Origin of the sequence: Pseudomonas sp. NPDC089734 (genome assembly GCF_044748865.1) — a bacterium.
Taxonomy (GTDB): Bacteria; Pseudomonadota; Gammaproteobacteria; order Pseudomonadales; family Pseudomonadaceae; genus Aquipseudomonas.
On record NZ_JBIVGV010000002.1, the window covers coordinates 1 to 17,598 of the forward strand.

13 protein-coding genes and 2 tRNA genes are annotated in these 17,598 nt (G+C 59.6%); 2 read left to right on the forward strand and 13 right to left on the reverse strand.

Translation table 11 applies throughout. The features are described 5' to 3' along the window. From rpsF to rnr, 3 genes are all read right to left on the reverse strand, one after another. The coding region (rpsF, locus tag ACIPY9_RS02815) for a 30S ribosomal protein S6 (RefSeq protein ID WP_400696853.1) at positions 1-219 on the reverse strand (219 nt) is incomplete at its 3' end. 250 nt (positions 220-469) lie between these two features. Continuing rightward, the gene (gene rlmB, locus ACIPY9_RS02820) at positions 470-1,231 is read right to left on the reverse strand and encodes a 23S rRNA (guanosine(2251)-2'-O)-methyltransferase RlmB (RefSeq protein ID WP_400696854.1); all 762 of its coding nucleotides are present in this window, start codon (positions 1,229-1,231) and stop codon (positions 470-472) included. Further along, entirely contained in the window at positions 1,228-3,840 is a 2,613-nt protein-coding gene (gene rnr / locus ACIPY9_RS02825) for a ribonuclease R (RefSeq protein WP_400696856.1), read from the reverse strand. Before rnr ends, rlmB begins: the two co-directional genes overlap by 4 nt. Positions 3,841-4,065: 225 nt before the next feature. Between rnr and ACIPY9_RS02830 the strand changes: the two genes are divergently transcribed. Together ACIPY9_RS02830 and ACIPY9_RS02835 are read left to right on the forward strand one after the other, a co-directional pair. Next, positions 4,066-4,152, forward strand: a tRNA-Leu gene (locus ACIPY9_RS02830). A 166-nt stretch (positions 4,153-4,318) separates the two neighbouring features. Then, positions 4,319-4,405 (forward strand) — tRNA-Leu (locus ACIPY9_RS02835). A 127-nt stretch (positions 4,406-4,532) separates the two neighbouring features. Here ACIPY9_RS02835 and ACIPY9_RS02840 read toward each other — a convergent pair. The 10 genes from ACIPY9_RS02840 to ACIPY9_RS02885 all read right to left on the reverse strand — a co-directional run bounded on the left by ACIPY9_RS02840 (position 4,533) and on the right by ACIPY9_RS02885 (position 17,590). After that, positions 4,533-6,467 carry a methyl-accepting chemotaxis protein gene (locus ACIPY9_RS02840; RefSeq protein WP_400696858.1) on the reverse strand — a complete coding sequence of 645 codons (1,935 nt, stop codon included), beginning with the start codon at positions 6,465-6,467 and terminating at the stop codon, positions 4,533-4,535. 175 nt (positions 6,468-6,642) lie between these two features. Then, positions 6,643-7,935 (reverse strand): adenylosuccinate synthase, encoded by a 1,293-nt coding sequence (locus tag ACIPY9_RS02845; protein WP_400696859.1) that lies wholly within the window; start codon positions 7,933-7,935, stop codon positions 6,643-6,645. A 54-nt stretch (positions 7,936-7,989) separates the two neighbouring features. Continuing rightward, entirely contained in the window at positions 7,990-9,177 is a 1,188-nt protein-coding gene (locus tag ACIPY9_RS02850; RefSeq protein WP_400696861.1) for an ATP phosphoribosyltransferase regulatory subunit, read from the reverse strand. Positions 9,178-9,449: 272 nt separating this feature from the next. After that, entirely contained in the window at positions 9,450-10,319 is an 870-nt protein-coding gene (gene hflC, locus ACIPY9_RS02855) for a protease modulator HflC (RefSeq protein WP_400696863.1), read from the reverse strand. Then, positions 10,319-11,494 (reverse strand): FtsH protease activity modulator HflK, encoded by a 1,176-nt coding sequence (hflK, locus tag ACIPY9_RS02860; RefSeq protein ID WP_400696864.1) that lies wholly within the window; start codon positions 11,492-11,494, stop codon positions 10,319-10,321. Before hflK ends, hflC begins: the two co-directional genes overlap by 1 nt. Positions 11,495-11,590: 96 nt before the next feature. Then, a complete protein-coding gene (hflX, locus tag ACIPY9_RS02865) occupies positions 11,591-12,892 on the reverse strand; it encodes a ribosome rescue GTPase HflX (RefSeq protein WP_400696866.1) in 1,302 nt (433 codons plus the stop codon). Between the two features lie 12 nt (positions 12,893-12,904). Continuing rightward, entirely contained in the window at positions 12,905-13,165 is a 261-nt protein-coding gene (gene hfq, locus ACIPY9_RS02870) for an RNA chaperone Hfq (RefSeq protein ID WP_122315994.1), read from the reverse strand. A 91-nt stretch (positions 13,166-13,256) separates the two neighbouring features. After that, complete coding sequence (miaA, locus tag ACIPY9_RS02875) at positions 13,257-14,228, reverse strand: tRNA (adenosine(37)-N6)-dimethylallyltransferase MiaA (RefSeq protein WP_400696868.1); 972 nt, start codon at positions 14,226-14,228, stop codon at positions 13,257-13,259. Then, on the reverse strand, positions 14,229-16,175 hold the full coding sequence (gene mutL / locus ACIPY9_RS02880) for a DNA mismatch repair endonuclease MutL (protein WP_400696869.1): 1,947 nt from the start codon (positions 16,173-16,175) through the stop codon (positions 14,229-14,231). It abuts the gene before it with no gap. Then, a complete protein-coding gene (locus ACIPY9_RS02885; RefSeq protein WP_400696870.1) occupies positions 16,175-17,590 on the reverse strand; it encodes an N-acetylmuramoyl-L-alanine amidase in 1,416 nt (471 codons plus the stop codon). The genes mutL and ACIPY9_RS02885 overlap by 1 nt, the downstream gene beginning before the upstream one ends. Between the last annotated feature and the right edge of the window lie 8 nt (positions 17,591-17,598).

Consider the following 17,598-nt stretch of genomic DNA (forward strand, 5'->3'; position numbering starts at 1 on the left):
TGTCGACGCTTGATGTCCGTTATCTACAACGTTCAGCATCACGTAGTGAGCCTTGTGAACGTTGTTGATTGCGTAGGCCAGTTGACGACGACCCCAATCTTCCAGACGGTGGATTTTGCCGCCGTCTTCTTCGATCAGCTTGGTGTAACGCTCAACCATGCCGCCGACTTGCTCGCTTTGATCCGGGTGGACCAAAAAGATAATTTCGTAATGACGCATGAATGCTCCTTACGGGTTGTAGCCTGCCGCCAAAGCGGTCAGACAAGGAGTGAATGACACTGTTAGTCTTGCTCAGGGACAGACACAAAAGCGCCTGCCGTGACAGCAAGGGGCGCAATTGTAGAGAAGGGGAAGGGAAGCTGCAAGGGAAAGAGAAAGCTTCAAGCGGCAAGCTATAAGCTGCAAGCCGCACTCCGACCGCTTGTAGCTTGTAGCTTGTAGCTTGTAGCTTGTAGCTTGTAGCTTGAGACTACTTCCGCGAAGCGGCTGCTTTCACACTACGCTGACGCATCGCTTCGAACAAGCAGACGCCCGTCGCGACAGAAACGTTCAGGCTGCTGACGCTGCCTGCCATCGGCAGACGCACCAGATAGTCGCAGTGCTCACGGGTCAGGCGACGCATACCCTTGCCTTCGGCACCCATGATGATGATCGTCGGCCCGGTGAGGTCCTGCTGATACAGCTCCTGCTCGGCTTCACCGGCGGTACCCACGACCCACAGGCCACGCTGCTGGAGTTTTTCCAGACTGCGTGCCAGGTTGGTCACGGCCACCAGCGGAATGACTTCCGCCGCGCCGCACGCCACTTTACGCACGGCAGGCGTCAAGGTCGCTGACTTGTCCTTGGGCACAATGACCGCCAGCGCACCGGCCGCATCGGCAGTACGCAGGCAGGCGCCCAGGTTGTGCGGATCCGTTACACCGTCGAGCACCAGAATCAGCGGTGCGCCTTCGGTACGGTCCAGCAACTCGTCAAGCATGGCTTCGCCCCATACCTGACTCGGACTGACATCGGCGACCACGCCCTGATGCACACCCTCGACCCAGGCATCCATCTCACGACGCTCGGCCTGCCCGAGCGTAACGCGATTCTGACCAGCCAGCTCGACGATGACCTGCACACGCGGGTCATTTCGGCCTTCAGCCAGCCAGATATGCTTGACCCGCTTGGGGTGGTGACGCAGCAACGCTTCTACGGCATGCACACCGTAGATTTTTTCCAACTGACTCATGACTTGGCCTTTTTACGCGACCCGCCACTTTTCGCGGCAGGAGCCGAGCCCGACCTGGACGGGCCCTTACGGTGTTTAGTGGGTTTCGATGCCGAGCCACCGGACTTGTCGGACTTGCCCGACGATGCCTTGCCACTGGTCTTGGCCTGCTCAAGCAGCGCCTTTTTCATTTCCCGGCTTTTGCGAACTTCCGCATTCTTGGCAGCGGCATCGCCGGGACGATAGGCCTCGGACACCGCTTCCTTGGCAGAGGCGCCGCGACGCCCGGTCGGCTTGGCCGCAGCCTTGGCCTTTTCGGCAGCAGGTGCAGGTGCCGTTTCCTGACCACGACGCTTGCGACCAACAGGCGCGCTGGTGGTCTTTTCAGACATTTCAAAGTCGATCTTGCGCTCATCCAGATCAACGCGCATGACGCGCACTTCGACGGTATCGCCCAGACGGAAGCTACGACCGCTACGCTCACCCGCCAAACGGTGATGAACAGGGTCGAAATGGTAGTAATCGTCCGGCAGAGCCGTCACGTGCACCAGGCCCTCGACATAGATATCGGTCAGCTCGACGAACAGACCAAAACCGGTCACCGCCGTGATCACCCCCGGGAACGACTCACCCACGCGGTCCTTCATGAACTCGCACTTGAGCCAGTTGACCACATCACGGGTGGCTTCATCGGCACGGCGCTCACTCATCGAGCACTGTTCGCCCAGTTGCTCCAGTATCGCTTCGTCGTAAGGGTAGATGCGCGCCTTCGGAATCGTGGCGGCACCGGCACGGCGCACATGCGGCGTGTCCTGCTTCGAGCGGATCACGCTGCGAATGGCACGGTGCGTGAGCAGGTCGGGATAACGGCGAATCGGCGAAGTGAAGTGCGTGTACGCCTCGTAATTCAGGCCGAAGTGGCCGTTGTTGTCCGAGGTGTACACCGCCTGACTCAACGAACGCAGCATGACCGTCTGGATGAGGTGGTAATCCGGACGATCGCGCACGGTTTCAAGCAGTGCCTGATAGTCCTTCGGCGTCGGACCTTCCTTGCCCTTGTGCAGCGACAGGCCAAGCTCGCCCAGGAAAGCACGCAGTTTTTCCAGGCGCTCCGGCGGCGGACCGTCGTGAACGCGGTACAGCGCAGGGATTTCGTGCTTCTTCAGGAACTCGGCCGTGGCCACGTTCGCAGCCAGCATGCACTCTTCGATCAGCTTGTGCGCATCATTGCGGGTCGTCGGGCGGATTTCGGCAATCTTGCGCTCGGAACCGAAGATGATCCGGGTTTCCTGAGTCTCGAAATCAATCGCACCACGTACATGGCGAGCGCCCAGCAGCACCTTGTACAAGGCGTAAAGCTGCTTGAGATGCGGAACCACCTCGGCGTACTCACCACGCAAGGTCTTGGCGTCGGCTGACTTCGGATGCTCCAGGATCGTGCTGACCTTGTTGTAGGTCAGGCGGGCGTGGGAGTGAATCACCGCCTCGTAGAACACGTAGTCGGTCATTTCGCCGGTCTTGGAGATGGTCATCTCACACACCATGGCCAGACGATCGACAAGCGGGTTCAGCGAGCAAAGCCCATTGGAGAGCTGTTCCGGCAGCATCGGCACGACACGCTCGGGGAAGTACACCGAGTTGCCACGCACCTGCGACTCGGCGTCCAGCGCCGAACCGATCTTCACGTAGCTCGATACGTCGGCAATCGCCACGTAGAGCTTCCAGCCACCCGAGAACAGGCGCAGCTTGCCGGGTCTGGCCTCACAGTAGACGGCATCGTCGAAGTCGCGGGCGTCTTCACCGTCGATGGTCACGAAAGGCAGGTGACGCAGGTCGACGCGGTTTTCCTTGTCCTTCTCTTCCACTTCCGGCTTGAGCTTGCCCGCTTCCTTGAGCACGGCTTCAGGCCAGACATGGGGAATGTCGTAGGTGCGCAGCGCAACATCGATTTCCATACCGGGGGCCATGTAGTTGCCCACCACTTCGATAATGTCACCCTGCGGCTGGAAACGCGGCGTAGGCCAATGGGTGATTTTCACCTCGACGAACTGGCCGATCTTCGCGTTGTTGTTGCGCCCGGGCGTAACCAGCACTTCCTGCTGGACTTTCGGGTTGTCTGGAATGACGAAGCCGATGCCGCTCTCTTCAAAGTAACGGCCCACGATGGTTTCGTGAGCACGGGACACGACTTCAACGATGACACCTTCACGGCGGCCGCGACGATCGAGGCCGGAAACGCGCGCCAGGGCACGGTCGCCATCGAACACCAGGCGCATTTGAGCAGGGCTCATGAAGAGGTCGTCGGAGCCGTCGTCCGGCACCAGGAAGCCAAAACCATCGCGGTGCCCGGTAATGCGACCCAGGATCAGGTCCAGCTTGTCCACCGGCGCGTAGGTTCCGCGGCGGGTGTAGATCAATTGCGCATCGCGCTCCATTGCCCGCAGGCGACGGCGCAAGGCCTCGAACTGATCTTCGGTGGTCAGACCGAACTCTTCGACCAGTTGCTCGCGACTCGCCGGCGAACCACGCTCGGCAAGGTGCTGCAGAATCAGCTCACGGCTGGGAATAGGGTTTTCGTATTTTTCCGCTTCACGAGCGGCCTCGGGATCGAGGGACTGCCAATCGGCCATTAGAGAGTTTTCACCTTGTCTATATGCGGGTTAGTTTGGCATACACCTATTGAAACGGGAAATTTCAGACTCAAACGCCCCACTAAAAAACCTTCTGAAGGTTACGGAAAAGCGTTTTGGGCAGCATTCACGATTTTTTCCAATTATTTTTAACAACAGGGGTTTACAGCTCAAAAGGCGCTCCGTATAGTGCGCGCCATCGACAGGCACACACCTCTCGATAATGCCCAGATGGTGAAATTGGTAGACACGCCAGCTTCAGGTGCTGGTGGCCGCAAGGCCGTGGAAGTTCGAGTCTTCTTCTGGGCACCACATTCAGAGCTGTAGATTACTTCAATCTTCAGACTCCCACAAAAACCCGCGAAAGCGGGTTTTTGCATTTCAGGGTTTTGATTATTAAAACCAAAACAGGGGTTTACAGATCGAATCACTGTCCGTATAGTGCGCCCCATCGACAGCGTACAGCGCTGAAGATGCTGCCCAGATGGTGAAATTGGTAGACACGCCAGCTTCAGGTGCTGGTGGCCGCAAGGCCGTGGAAGTTCGAGTCTTCTTCTGGGCACCAATTCAACGAAACCGAGCCTTGTGCTCGGTTTTGTGCTTTTCGGGGTTTGAAACCGTAGGAACGAATTCATTCGCGAAGCGGTTGTGGTTCAACCCAGACCTTCGCGAATGAATTCGCTCCCACATTCTTACGCTCGGAACTGCCCCAGGCTGGCCTTCAACTGTGCAGCCAGGCCATCGAGCACCTTGCCACTCGCCGTCGTTTCCACTACCGCCCTTGCTGCACGCTCGGCCTGGGCATGAATCACCTCAACCCGACCACGCACCGCCTGAGCACCTTCGGCCTGATGCTCGGCCGCCCTGGTTGCCAACCCGATGGCCGCATGCACCTGCTCGACGGACTCCTGCACCGTCTGTTGCAGTTTGGCACTGTCGCGAAGCACCGAAAGCCCTTCCTTGGCCTGACGCCCGGCAAGGCCGATAGCCGCCACGGCTTCCTTGGCTCCGCGCTGCAATGCGCCGATATGCTCTTGAATGTCTCCGGTAGAGCTTTGCGTCTTGCTGGCCAGCGCTCGAACCTCATCGGCCACCACCGCAAAGCCACGCCCCGTCTCGCCCGCCCTCGCCGCCTCGATTGCAGCGTTCAGGGCCAGCAGGTTGGTTTGCTCGGCAATCCCGTGGATGACCTCCAGCACAACCTCGATCTGCTCGCTTTGCTGCGCCAGACGCTCAATGACCTGAGCCCCGGTTTCTACCTGACCGGCCAGCGCTTCGATCAAGCCGCCCACCTGATTGGAAGTCCGCGTGTTCTCGTCGGTCGCCTGCTTGATATCGACCACCTGTTGCAAGGCGGCCTGCATGGCATTGCTTTCCGACTGCGCCTCATCGGCCATCTGTTCCAATGCCTTGAGGCTGGCCGCCACTTCATCACGCTGCAATTCTGCCGCCGCATCGGCCCCGGCATTTCGCTCGCTCATCACACCGATTTCGACACCCGTACGCTGAGCCACCTCACCCGCCTCACGGACGATAGGCTGAAGCTTGTCGATGAAACGGTTGACCGCCGCCGACATGTCACCGATCTCATCATTGCTGTCGAGCCTGACACGCTTGGTCAGATCACCTTCACCCGCAGCGAGATCATTCAACGCCGCAATCAGCATGTGCAGCTTGCTGACCACCCGGCGTCCAAGCACCACGGCCACCAACAGCAACACACCCAGCCCTACCAATGCCAGCCCCAACCCGATCCGCCAGCGAAGATCCTCGGCCGCCCCCTGAACGGCAAGGCTGGTATTGCTCGCCATGGCCGTGGCCGCCGATTGAGCCGATTGCAAACGGTTACGCAGTGCCGCCGCGCTGTCTTTCGACGCATCGGCCAGGCTTTCTGAAACCAGTTGCTCGCCACTGGCGATAAGGGACGAGAAGCGCTTGTCCAGCGCGACCAGGCTTTCCTCGACCGTCGCCGTGGAAACCCCCATGCGCACCTTGCCGATTTCCACGCCATTGGGGCTGATGGCCGCCTCGACGTAATAGACAGAAGGATCGGTTTTCGCGGCATTCAGGACCTTGTCCATGGCCCGCTCGCCTTCCCCCTTGGCCAGCAGCGCCTTGATCAGGACGTTGTCCCGATTGAGGTAGCGGGTCAGGTGCTCACCGGCCGCATCGTCATAGACGACAAACAGCACATTGGGATTGCGTTGCGCACGACGCGCGAATTCAGACAGCGTAGGCGTGTCGTTATCCCACATGGCACGCGGAGCCACCGCCGCCAGCAGTTCGGCCATGTCGGTGGCCGAATCCTTGAGGTTTTTTTCCAGCGTGGCACGCAGATGCCCCTGCTCATCCTTGAGGCGTGTCGACAGACCCGCACTCAAGCGCTGACGCGTGTTGGCAGAAAGCGCATCAAGACTTGATGTCACCTCGCTACTCGCCTGCTCAAGCTCGGAAGATAAATGTTGCGAATCTACCCCCAGACGACTGGCAAGATCCGCCTCAAGAGCCGTGACAGTGCTCCGGGTAAGAGCAACGGCAACCAGCACCTGCACCAAAAGGGCAATGCCCAGCGCGATGAAAACCGGACGCAGCAAGCGGCTGCGTAAAAGAGAGAGCACAGCTGACACAGGAGAATCCCTCCACCTTGGGTGACATTAAAATAATGGCACTTTTTTTGACGCTTTCTGTGTAGCAAGCGTCGTGCCGTTCGGCAAGTGCAATCCCGCACCCCGTATACCGAACAGCTGAAAATAAAAAAGGGCCGCACGAGGCGACCCTTCTTTAGTAGCTCAACGAGCCCGATCAGGCAAACGGATGACGCAGAACGATGGTTTCGTTGCGGTCAGGGCCGGTGGAGATGATGTCGATAGGCGCACCTACCAGCTCTTCCACACGCTTGATGTAGGCACGCGCGTTGGCAGGCAGCTCTTCCAGGGTCTTGGCACCCAGCGTGGATTCGCTCCAGCCCGGCATCTGCTCGTAGACCGGACGCAGGCCGTTGTAGCTGTCGGCATCGGTAGGCGCTTCGATGACGGCACCGTCTTCGTTCTCGTAGCCGACGCAGATGTTGATGGTTTCCAGACCGTCGAGTACGTCCAGCTTGGTCAGGCACAGGCCCGAGATGCTATTGATCTCGATGGCACGACGCAGGATGACCGCGTCGAACCAGCCACAACGACGGGCACGACCGGTGGTAGCACCGAACTCGTGGCCACGCTTGGCCAGGAAAGCACCCACGTCGTCGAACAGCTCAGTCGGGAAAGGACCCGAACCAACGCGAGTGGTGTAGGCCTTGGTGATACCCAGGATGTAATCCAGGTACATCGGACCAAAACCCGAACCGGTCGCGATACCACCGGCCGTGGTGTTGGAGCTGGTGACGTACGGGTAGGTACCGTGGTCGATGTCCAGCAGGGAACCTTGAGCACCCTCGAACATGATGTCCTTGCCATCGCGACGCATCTCATGCAGCGCAGCAGTGACGTCGAGCATCATCGGCTTGAGCTGCTCGGCGTATTCCATGCACTCGTCGAGCGTCTTCTGGAAGTCGATGGCAGGCTCTTTGTAGTAATTGACCAGCACGAAGTTGTGATAGTCGAGCAACTCGCCCAGCTTGGCCGCGAAACGCTCACGGTGGAACAGATCGCCGACGCGCAGGCCGCGACGCGCAACCTTGTCTTCGTAAGCCGGGCCGATACCGCGACCGGTCGTGCCGATCTTCAGTTCGCCACGGGCTTTTTCACGCGCCTGATCCAGCGCAACGTGGTACGACAGGATCAGCGGGCAGGAAGGGCTGATGCGCAGGCGCTCGCGCACCGGAATGCCTTTCTCTTCCAGCTTGATGATTTCGCGCATGAGCGCATCGGGTGCAACCACCACACCGTTACCGATCAGGCACTGCACGCCTTCGCGCAGTACACCGGACGGAATCAGGTGCAATACGGTCTTCTCGCCATCGATCACCAGAGTGTGACCTGCGTTGTGGCCGCCCTGATAGCGAACCACGGCGGTAGCATGTTCGGTCAGCAGATCAACGATCTTGCCTTTGCCCTCATCACCCCACTGGGTGCCCAGGACTACGACATTCTTACCCATAACACTTGTCCTCATTCACGCAAACTGGGTGCCGGCGGCGGCCGGCAGGAATACTCAAGAAGCCAGCGGCATTACCTGCCAACGCTCGCCATGCTGAATCAATTGCCGATCACAGTCGGCCTCACGCGCTGCACTCACTTGCTGCCCAGGCAAAGCCTGAACCACACGCTGCCCCTCGCTGCGCAACTGGCAGACCGCCTGCCAGAGCGCCGCATCCGTACTGTCCGGCATCCAGATACCGCCGGATGGCAGTTCGATTTCCGCACGCCCCAATGTCACCAGGGTTTTCAGGTCCGTGGAGAAGCCGGTCGCCGGACGGGCGCGACCGAAGTCGGCACCGATATCATCATAACGACCGCCCTGAGCGATCGATTGACCCACGCCCGGTACGAACACCGCAAATACCACACCTGTATGGTAGTGGTAACCGCGCAGCTCACCGAGGTCGAAATACAGAGGCAACTGCGGGAAGCGGGCCGAGAGGCGATCGGCGATGGTCAGCAGATCGTCCAGCGCCGCCAGCACAGGCGCAGGCGCATTGGCCAGGCGATCACGCGCAGCCGCCAACACTTCGCGACCACCACACAGGTCGACCAGCGCACGCAGCATATTAGCCAGTTCTTGCGGCAGATCGGCCGTCAGGGCAATCACTTCGTCGATGGCCTTGCGTTGCAGCGCATCGAAAAGCTGCTGCTCGACCTCACCGGACAGACCGGCAGCACGCGCCAGGCCACGGTAGATGCCGACATGCCCCAGGTCCATGTGGACATCGGGCACATCTGCCAGTTGCAGCATCGCCAGCATCAGGCTGATGACTTCGACATCGCTGCTCGGGCTTGCATCGCCATACAACTCGGCACCCAGCTGGATCGGGCTGCGCGAGGATGACAGCGCACGCGGCTGGGCGTGCAGGACGCTGCCGGCATAGCAGAGACGGCTTGGCCCTTCACGCTTGAGGGTATGCGCATCGATACGTGCAACCTGTGGCGTGATGTCGGCCCGAAAGCCCATCTGCCGACCCGACTGCGGATCCACCACCTTGAAGGTGCGCAGATCCAGATCGGAGCCTGCTCCGGTGAGCAGGGACTCCAGGTATTCGATATGCGGGGTGACGACAAACTCATAGCCCCAGCTCTGGAACAGATCCAACACCTGACGACGCGCTACTTCGATACGCGCCGCCTCTGGTGGCAGTACTTCTTCGATGCCATCTGGTAGCAGCCAGCGGTCAACCGTTGCCATTACGCCATTCCCCTATGGTCCGGGTGGCCAGCCCTGAGGCAAGCCTTGAGTGAAGCAGAGAGCGGTCGCCCCGTATGACGGGCACGACAAACACCGAGACAGCCCTTGCAGACCGCTCTCCTCGAAAAATCTTGCCGCCTGCCAAAGCAACTGCGGCCAATCAATCGTGCAGACGCAAAAAAGCCGGGAATTTCCCGGCTGCCGCATCATACACACGTTTTACCGTACGATCACCCCACCGGGCGGTTTTGCCGCCCAGTGGGGATGATGAATTACGGCTTGGCTTTCTCCAGGAAGCGGAAGAACTCGCTTTTCGGATCAAGCACCATCACGTCGCTCTTGTTCGCAAAGCTTTCGCGATAGGCACGCAGGCTACGGTAGAACGCGTAGAAATCCTGGTCCTGGCCATAAGCCTTCGAGTAGATCGCAGCCGCCTGGGCATCGCCATCACCACGTGTCTCTTCAGACTCGCGATAGGCTTCTGCCAGCAGCACGCGACGCTGACGATCGGCATCGGCACGAATACCTTCTGCCAGCTCGTTACCCTTGGCACGGTGCTCACGGGCTTCACGCTCACGTTCGGTGCTCATGCGCTCGAACACACTGCGGTTGACTTCCTTCGGCAGATCGATGGCCTTGACCCGGACATCGATCACTTCGATACCCAGCTCTTTCTCGGCCATCCGGTTCAGGGAACCGGTGATGTCAGACATCAGTGCGTCACGCTCACCCGACACGACTTCGTGCAGGGTGCGCTTACCGAACTGGTCGCGCAGACCGGACTCCAGACGACGCGACAGACGTTCATCGGCAATCTGCTTGAGGCCGGAAGTCGCGGTGTAGAAACGCTCCGCATCCTTCACGCGCCACTTGGCATAGGCATCGACCATGACGGCTTTCTTTTCCAGCGTCAGGAAACGCTGGGTAGGCGCATCGAGCGTCAGCAAACGACCATCGAACTTGCGCACCTGGTTCATGTAAGGAATCTTCACATGAAGGCCCGGCGGCACATCAGCCTCTACCACACGACCGAATTGCAGCAGAACCGCACGCTCGGTCTGGGACACGACATAAAGGCTGTTCCAGGCCACGATTGCCAGCACGACGCCGACAATCAGGGTGATCAGTGATTTATTGCTCATCAACGGCTCTCCCTGGTACGCACGTCACGCTGCTGAATATCGGTAGCCCGGGCACCGACATCAGTTCCAGTCGTGGACGAACCACCGCTAACCGATGGATTACCGGCACCGCCACGACTGCTTTCGATCATCTTGTCGAGCGGCAGGTAAAGCAGATTGTTCTGGCCTTTGTCACCGGTCACAAGCACCTTGCTGGTGTTGCTGAAGACTTCCTGCATGGTGTCCAGGTACAGACGCTGACGGGTGACCTCAGGGGCCTTGCGGTATTCGGCAACCAGCTTGGTAAAGCGATCCGCCTCACCCTTGGCACGGGAAACCACTTCGTCGCGATAACCATTGGCATCTTCAATAATGCGCTGGGCCTGACCACGCGCCTCAGGAATCACACCGTTGGCGTAGCTTTCGGCCTGATTGCGTGCACGCTGCTCGTCTTCACGGGCACGGATCACGTCATCGAAGGCTTCCTGCACTTCACGCGGAGCAGCAGCGCTCTGCACGTTCACCTGGGTAATGGTGATACCGGTGCGGTAGGTATCGAGGAAACGCTGCAGGCGCTCCTTGATTTCGCTGGCCATCAGTTCACGACCTTCGGTCAGCACCTGATCCATCGCCGTGGAACCCACGACATGGCGCAGAGCACTTTCGGTCGCGTGCTGCAGACTGATTTCAGGCTGATCGACGTTCAGCACGAAATCCTGCAGGTTGCTGATCTTGTACTGTACGGTCAGCGGCACTTCGACGATGTTTTCGTCTTCGGTCAGCATCTGACCCTGTTTGCTGTAGGCACGTTCGCGAGTGACGTTTTCCATGTACTTGCGATCGAACGGCGGGAAATAGATATTCAGACCCGAACCGACGGTTTCGTAGTATTGGCCAAAACGCAATACGACAGCCTGCTCCTGCTCATCAACGACATAAACGGCGTTGTACAGCCAGAAAGCAAACAGCACGACCAGACCGATGCCCAGCAGGCCGAAGCCGCCACCACCGCCCGAACCGCCACCATTTCCATCACTGCTGCGTTTCTTTCCGCCGCCGAACAACCCATTCAGGCTTTCCTGCAGCTTACGGAAGGCCTCGTCGAGATCAGGTGGTCCCTTGCGGTCGCCGCCACGGCGTTTTCCACCCCAGGGATCTTGATTATTCGAGTTGCCACCCGGCTCATTCCAAGCCATAGCGCTCTCCATCTGATAAAGCAAAGACGCGCCCGCGGCGCGCCGCCCCATGCTACAGAATGCCCGTTAAAGCCGTACAATGGCTTTAGCGCGCTTTTATTGCAAAGTGTGTTGCTCAATGAACTCCAGTGGCTGCTGTCCTTCGCGACTCACCAGACGATTCAATTCAACTCTCGGCAAACGTACTGCCAACAGGCTGGCACCTTCTTCGTCATGCGTTTCGCTCTGCACCGCCCCCAGCTCGAAGAACTGTGCACGCAGTCGAGCAAAACGCTGGGGCAAACGCAAGGTGCCCACAAACAAATCGTCACCGAGCAACTCGGCTACAGCCTGCTTGAGCAGGTCCAGCCCTCGACCGTCACGGGCAGACAACCAGACACGCTGCGGCTTGCCATCGGCATCGCGCTGTATCTGAGGCTCCACCCCTTCCAGCAAATCGAGTTTGTTATACACCTCGAGGATCGGCAAGCCCTCGGCCCCGATCTCGCCCAGCACCGCCATGACCTGTTCGATCTGTGACATGCGCTCCGGCTCGTGGGAGTCGATGACATGCAGCAGCAGGTCCGAGTTGCTCGATTCCTCGAGCGTTGCCCGGAAGGCCTCGACCAGCTTGTGCGGCAGATGGCGGATGAACCCCACCGTGTCGGCCAGCACGATCGGCCCCAGGTCGTCGAGTTGCAGACGGCGCAGGGTCGGGTCGAGGGTGGCGAACAATTGGTCGGCCGCAAACACTTCGGAATCGGTCACGGCATTGAACAGGGTCGATTTGCCGGCGTTGGTATAGCCCACCAGTGAAACCGAAGGAATATCGGCGCGTCGCCGCCCTCTGCGGGCCTGATCGCGCTGACTGCGAACCTTTTCCAGACGCCCCTTGATCTGACGCAGACGAATCCGGAGCAGACGGCGGTCCGTTTCGAGCTGGGTTTCACCCGGCCCACGCAGACCGATACCCCCCTTTTGCCGCTCAAGGTGAGTCCAGCCACGCACCAGACGGGTACTCATATGCTCAAGCTGGGCCAGCTCGACCTGCAACTTGCCTTCGTGAGTACGCGCACGTTGCGCAAAGATGTCCAGAATCAGACCGGTGCGGTCCAGCACGCGACACTCGAAGACACGTTCGAGGTTACGTTCCTGGCTGGGCGTGAGGGTGTGATTGAAAATCACCAGATCTACCTGTTCGGCCTTGACCTGGTCGCGAAGCTCTTCGACCTTGCCAGTGCCAATCAGGTATTTGGCCGATGGCCGATGACGCGGCACGTTGATAAACGCGACGGTATCGGCACCTGCCGATATGGCCAACTCCTGAAACTCCTGCGGATCTTCGCGCGCCTCAGGGTCTTGACCATCCAGATGAACGAGAATGGCCCGTTCACCACCACTGTGGCGCTCAAAGAACAAGGCAGACTCCTATCAGGCGTTACCTGGCTCAGCATCACCCGCATCGGAATCGGTAGCGCTAGGCAGGCGGATTGGACGAACCGGAACAACAGTAGAAATAGCGTGCTTGTAGACCATTTGGCTGACAGTGTTTTTCAGCAAAATGACGAACTGGTCAAAAGACTCGATCGTGCCTTGCAGCTTGATACCGTTTACCAGGTAGATCGAAACCCCGACCTTTTCTTTACGTAAGGTGTTCAGGTAAGGGTCTTGTAGCGAATGCCCTTTTGACATGTGCCGCACTCCTTTAAGGATCAATAATAATAAAACGAATTCAATTGGCTAAAACCGCCACCCCCCAAGGATAGACGGCTATTGCAAGGACTCAGCTCAATATGGAGACCGATCCCAAGTATTTCAAGGCGCGTGGCAGATTGTCGCAAGCCAGGCTGTCCAACCAGTGTAAATTCTCCCAACTGCGTAGCCAGGTGAACTGCCGCTTGGCCAGTTGACGCGTTGCAATGATGCCCCGCTCCTGCATTTCATCCCGGGTCAGCTTTCCATCCAGGTGATCCCAGACCTGGCGATAACCGACAGCTCTTATCGATGGCAACCCTGAATGAAGGTCTCCTCTTGAGCGCAAGGCCAGTACTTCGTCCAGGAATCCCTGGTCCAGCATTTGCAGAAAACGTAGTGCGATACGGTCATGTAACACCTTGCGATCAACCGGAGCAATCGCAAGGCTGGCGACAGTATAGGGCAATTGCTGGCGTCCCGACGCAGCAGCCTGGGCACTTTGCACAGATTGTTGCTCCCGATGCGCCGTCATGTTCATTCCGCTGACACGATAAACCTCAAGAGCCCGGATCAGACGCTGGGGATCATTGGGGTGAATACGGGCCGCCGATACAGGGTCCACGGCGGCCAGTTCATCGTGCAGCGCCTGCCAGCCTTCGGTCCGGGCACGTGCTTCCAGCTCGGCCCTGACCTGCGCATCGGCAGCCGGCATATCTGCCAGACCGTCCAATAGAGCCTTGAAATACAACATAGTGCCGCCGACCAGCAAAGGAATATTCCCGCGGGCCGTGATTTCAGCCATGGCCGCCAGGGCGTCCGTGCGGAAATCGGAGGCGCTATAGCTTTGCGAAGGGTCGAGAATATCGATCAACCGGTGTGGAAACTCGGCCAGTTGCTCACGAGAAGGCTTGGCCGTGCCGATATCCATACCACGATAGACCAGCGCCGAATCGACACTGATCAGCTCGCAAGGCAGGACTTTGGTCAGCTCAATGGCCAGATCGGTCTTGCCGGCAGCCGTTGGCCCCATGAGAAAGATGGCCGGAGGTAAGGCATTCATTCAGCGACCGCGCAGGAAGAGTTTGTCCAGATCGTCCAGCCCCATCTGGGTCCAGGTCGGTCGACCATGATTGCACTGGCCGCTGCGCTCGGTATTCTCCATATCGCGCAGCAAGCCGTTCATTTCCGGGATAGCCAGACGACGGTTGGCCCGAACGGCACCATGACAGGCCATGGTGCCCAGCAGTTCGTTGATATGCGCCTGCACCCGGTCGCTGGTGCCGTATTCCATCAAATCGGCCAGCACATCACTGACCAGACGATTCGCCTCGGCCTGCTTGAGCAAGGCCGGAATCTGCCGGATAGCGAGGGTTTCCGGGCCAAGGCGCTGCAACTCGAAGCCTAGACGCTGGAAAGTCGCAATGTGCTCTTCCGCGCAATCGGCTTCACGCTGGCTGACCGCCAGGGATTCAGGCACCAACAGCGGTTGACCGCTCAGGCCTTCGCTGGCCATGGCGATCTTCAGACGCTCGTACATGATCCGCTCGTGGGCGGCATGCATGTCCACCAGCACCAGCCCGTGGGCGTTCTCGGCCAGGATATAGATACCCTTGAGCTGCGCCAGCGCGTAACCCAGAGGCGGGATATCGCTTTGCGATTCGGGCAGGGCAACCGGTGCCGCATCGGGCAGCGGCGCGAAGAACTCACGATAGGCACTTTGTGCTTCGGCCGCAGGCAACGCCGACGCCGGGCGCGGCGAATACTGATATTGATAGCCACCACTGCCGCCCGAACCGCCTGACGCCGGTCGCGCATAAGGCTCGCCCTGCGGCTGCTCCAGCACATTGTTCGCCAGACGCATTTCACCCTGTGGCCCGAACTCCCCGGCCATCTGCCCGGTAGGACGTTCAACCACAGGTATCGGCGCACTGGTCAACTGATCGTCGGGGCGTACATCGCCCAGGGCACGGTGCAGAGTCCCGTACAGGAAGTCATGCACCATGCGGCCATCACGGAAGCGCACTTCGTGCTTGGTCGGGTGGACGTTCACGTCCACTGCCGCCGGGTCCAGCTCAAAGAACAGCACGAACGTCGGATGGCGACCGTTGAACAGCACATCGCGATACGCCTGCCGGACAGCGTGAGCCACCAGCTTGTCGCGAACGGCGCGGCCATTGACGAAAAAATACTGAAGGTCCGCCTGACTGCGCGAGAAGGTCGGCAACCCTACCCAGCCCCACAGGTGCAGGCCATTGCGTTCGATTTCTATCGGCAGCGCCTGCTCCAGAAAGCCCGAACCGCAGATCGCACCGACACGACGCGCCCGTGCGGTGTCGTCATGAGCCTCATGCAGGCTGAGCACGCTTTTGCCGTTATGACGCAAATGGAAGGCGACATCGAAGCGCGCCAGCGCCATGCGCTTGATGACTTCCTGAAGGTGGTCGAACTCGGTCTTTTCGGCCTTGAGAAACTTGCGACGTGCCGGAGTATTGAAAAACAGGTCGCGGACTTCCACCGACGTACCGACCGGATGCGCGGCGGGTTGCACGCGAGGCGCCATGTCGCGGCCTTCGGTTTCAACCTGCCAGGCCTTGTCGGCATCACGGGTACGGGAAGTCAGGGTCAGGCGCGCAACCGAGCTGATCGATGCCAGCGCCTCGCCACGAAACCCCAGGCTCATGACCCGCTCAAGGTCTTCCAGTTCGCGAATCTTGCTGGTGGCGTGACGCGCCAGTGCCAGCGGCAAGTCATCGGCAGAAATACCGCTGCCGTCGTCGCGCACCTTCAGCAGCTTGACCCCGGCCTGTTCGACATCGACGTCAATACGGCGGGCACCGGAATCCAGGCTGTTTTCCAACAGTTCCTTGATGACCGAGGCCGGTCGCTCCACCACCTCGCCCGCTGCAATCTGGTTGGCCAGCCGCGGGCTGAGCAGTTCGATCCGGGCGGCGTTCAAGGCCGTAGTGGCGGCTTCGGACGGCTCACCGTCGAGAAGAAGATCACTCATTATTGCGCCGCGACCTCCGTGCTCGGAATGCTCAGATCCTGGCCGATGCGCAAGGCATCGGTCTTCAGGTTATTGGCACTGCGCAAGGTCGACACACTCATGTCGTAACGGGCGGCCACCATCGCCAGGGTTTCCCCGGAACGCACGACATGGGTACGAGGCCCTTGTGCCAGCTTGCCGTTATCCCGCAACCAGGCAATGTAGGTCCCTTGAGGCGGGTTTTGCTGGAAGAACTGCTTGACCCCCGAGTTGATCGAGCGCGCCAGGGCCTGCTGATGGGAAGCCGTGGTCAACTTGTTCGCTTCGTTGGCGTTGGAGATGAAACCGGTCTCCACCAGGATCGACGGAATGTCCGGGGACTTGAGCACCATGAACCCGGCCTGCTCGACACGGGACTTGTGCAGCGACGTCACCCGACCGATGTTACTCAACACCTTTTGCCCGACGTTCAGGCTCGACGACAGCGAAGCGGTCATCGACAGGTCCAGCAGCACGCCGGCCAGCATCCGGTCCTTGTCGTCGAGGCTCACCGCACCGGCACCACCGATCAGGTCGGAACGGTTTTCACTGTCGGCCAGCCAACGCGCTGTCTCGGAGGTCGCGCCCTTATCGGACAAGGCAAACACCGACGCACCGAAAGCTGCCCTGGACGGAGCCGCGTCGGCATGAATGGAGACAAACAGGTCTGCGCCCTTGGCGCGAGCGATTTCCGTACGCTTACGCAATGGAATGAAATAGTCGCCGGTACGCGTCAGCTCGGCGCGATACCCCTTTTCGGCATTGACCTGACGCTGCAACTCCTTGGCAATGGAGAGCACGACGTTTTTTTCCTGCTGCCCGCTGCCGCCCGAAGCACCAGGGTCCTCGCCACCGTGGCCGGCATCGATCACGACCACGATGTCACGCTTGCCGTTAGGCACCGGCGCCAGCTTGATTTCAGGCTTGGCAGGACTCACCGGAACGGCAGGCGCCGTATTGGCAACGTTGTCCGGAATGGTGGGAGTCGGGTTGGCATCGGCCGGATTGTCGAACAGGTCCACCACCAGACGGTTGCCGTATTGCTGGTTCGGGGCCAGGGTGAAGCTTTTGGGGGTCACGACCTTTTTCAGGTCGATGACGACCCGAAGATCGGTTGGCGTGCGCTGGGCCGAGCGCAGGCTGGTAATCGGCGTGTTGGCCGTTGCTACGTCAAGAGACCCGGCCAGGGTCGCACCATTGATGTCGATGACCAGACGATCGGGCGACGTCAGCGTGAACACGTTGTGCTGGACAGGGCCCGACAGATCGAAGACCAGCCGGGTGTTATCCGGCGCACGCCATAAGCGGACACTTCGTACTTGCGTAGCGGCCAGCGCTTCGACGGCAAAGGCCATCAACAGCAGCCCCACTACAGTAACCCGCGCGCGCATGCGCATACCTGACC

Bases quoted from the DNA above. Each gene is read 5' to 3' on its own strand.
- rlmB (WP_400696854.1), bottom strand. From the start codon at position 1,231: ATGAGTCAGTTGGAAAAAATCTACGGTGTGCATGCCGTAGAAGCGTTG.
- rnr (WP_400696856.1), bottom strand. From the start codon at position 3,840: ATGGCCGATTGGCAGTCCCTCGATCCCGAGGCCGCTCGTGAAGCGGAA.
- ACIPY9_RS02845 (WP_400696859.1), bottom strand. From the start codon at position 7,935: ATGGGTAAGAATGTCGTAGTCCTGGGCACCCAGTGGGGTGATGAGGGC.
- ACIPY9_RS02850 (WP_400696861.1), bottom strand. From the start codon at position 9,177: ATGGCAACGGTTGACCGCTGGCTGCTACCAGATGGCATCGAAGAAGTA.
- hflC (WP_400696863.1), bottom strand. From the start codon at position 10,319: ATGAGCAATAAATCACTGATCACCCTGATTGTCGGCGTCGTGCTGGCA.
- hflK (WP_400696864.1), bottom strand. From the start codon at position 11,494: ATGGCTTGGAATGAGCCGGGTGGCAACTCGAATAATCAAGATCCCTGG.
- hfq (WP_122315994.1), bottom strand. From the start codon at position 13,165: ATGTCAAAAGGGCATTCGCTACAAGACCCTTACCTGAACACCTTACGT.
- miaA (WP_400696868.1), bottom strand. From the start codon at position 14,228: ATGAATGCCTTACCTCCGGCCATCTTTCTCATGGGGCCAACGGCTGCC.
- mutL (WP_400696869.1), bottom strand. From the start codon at position 16,175: ATGAGTGATCTTCTTCTCGACGGTGAGCCGTCCGAAGCCGCCACTACG.
- ACIPY9_RS02885 (WP_400696870.1), bottom strand. From the start codon at position 17,590: ATGCGCATGCGCGCGCGGGTTACTGTAGTGGGGCTGCTGTTGATGGCC.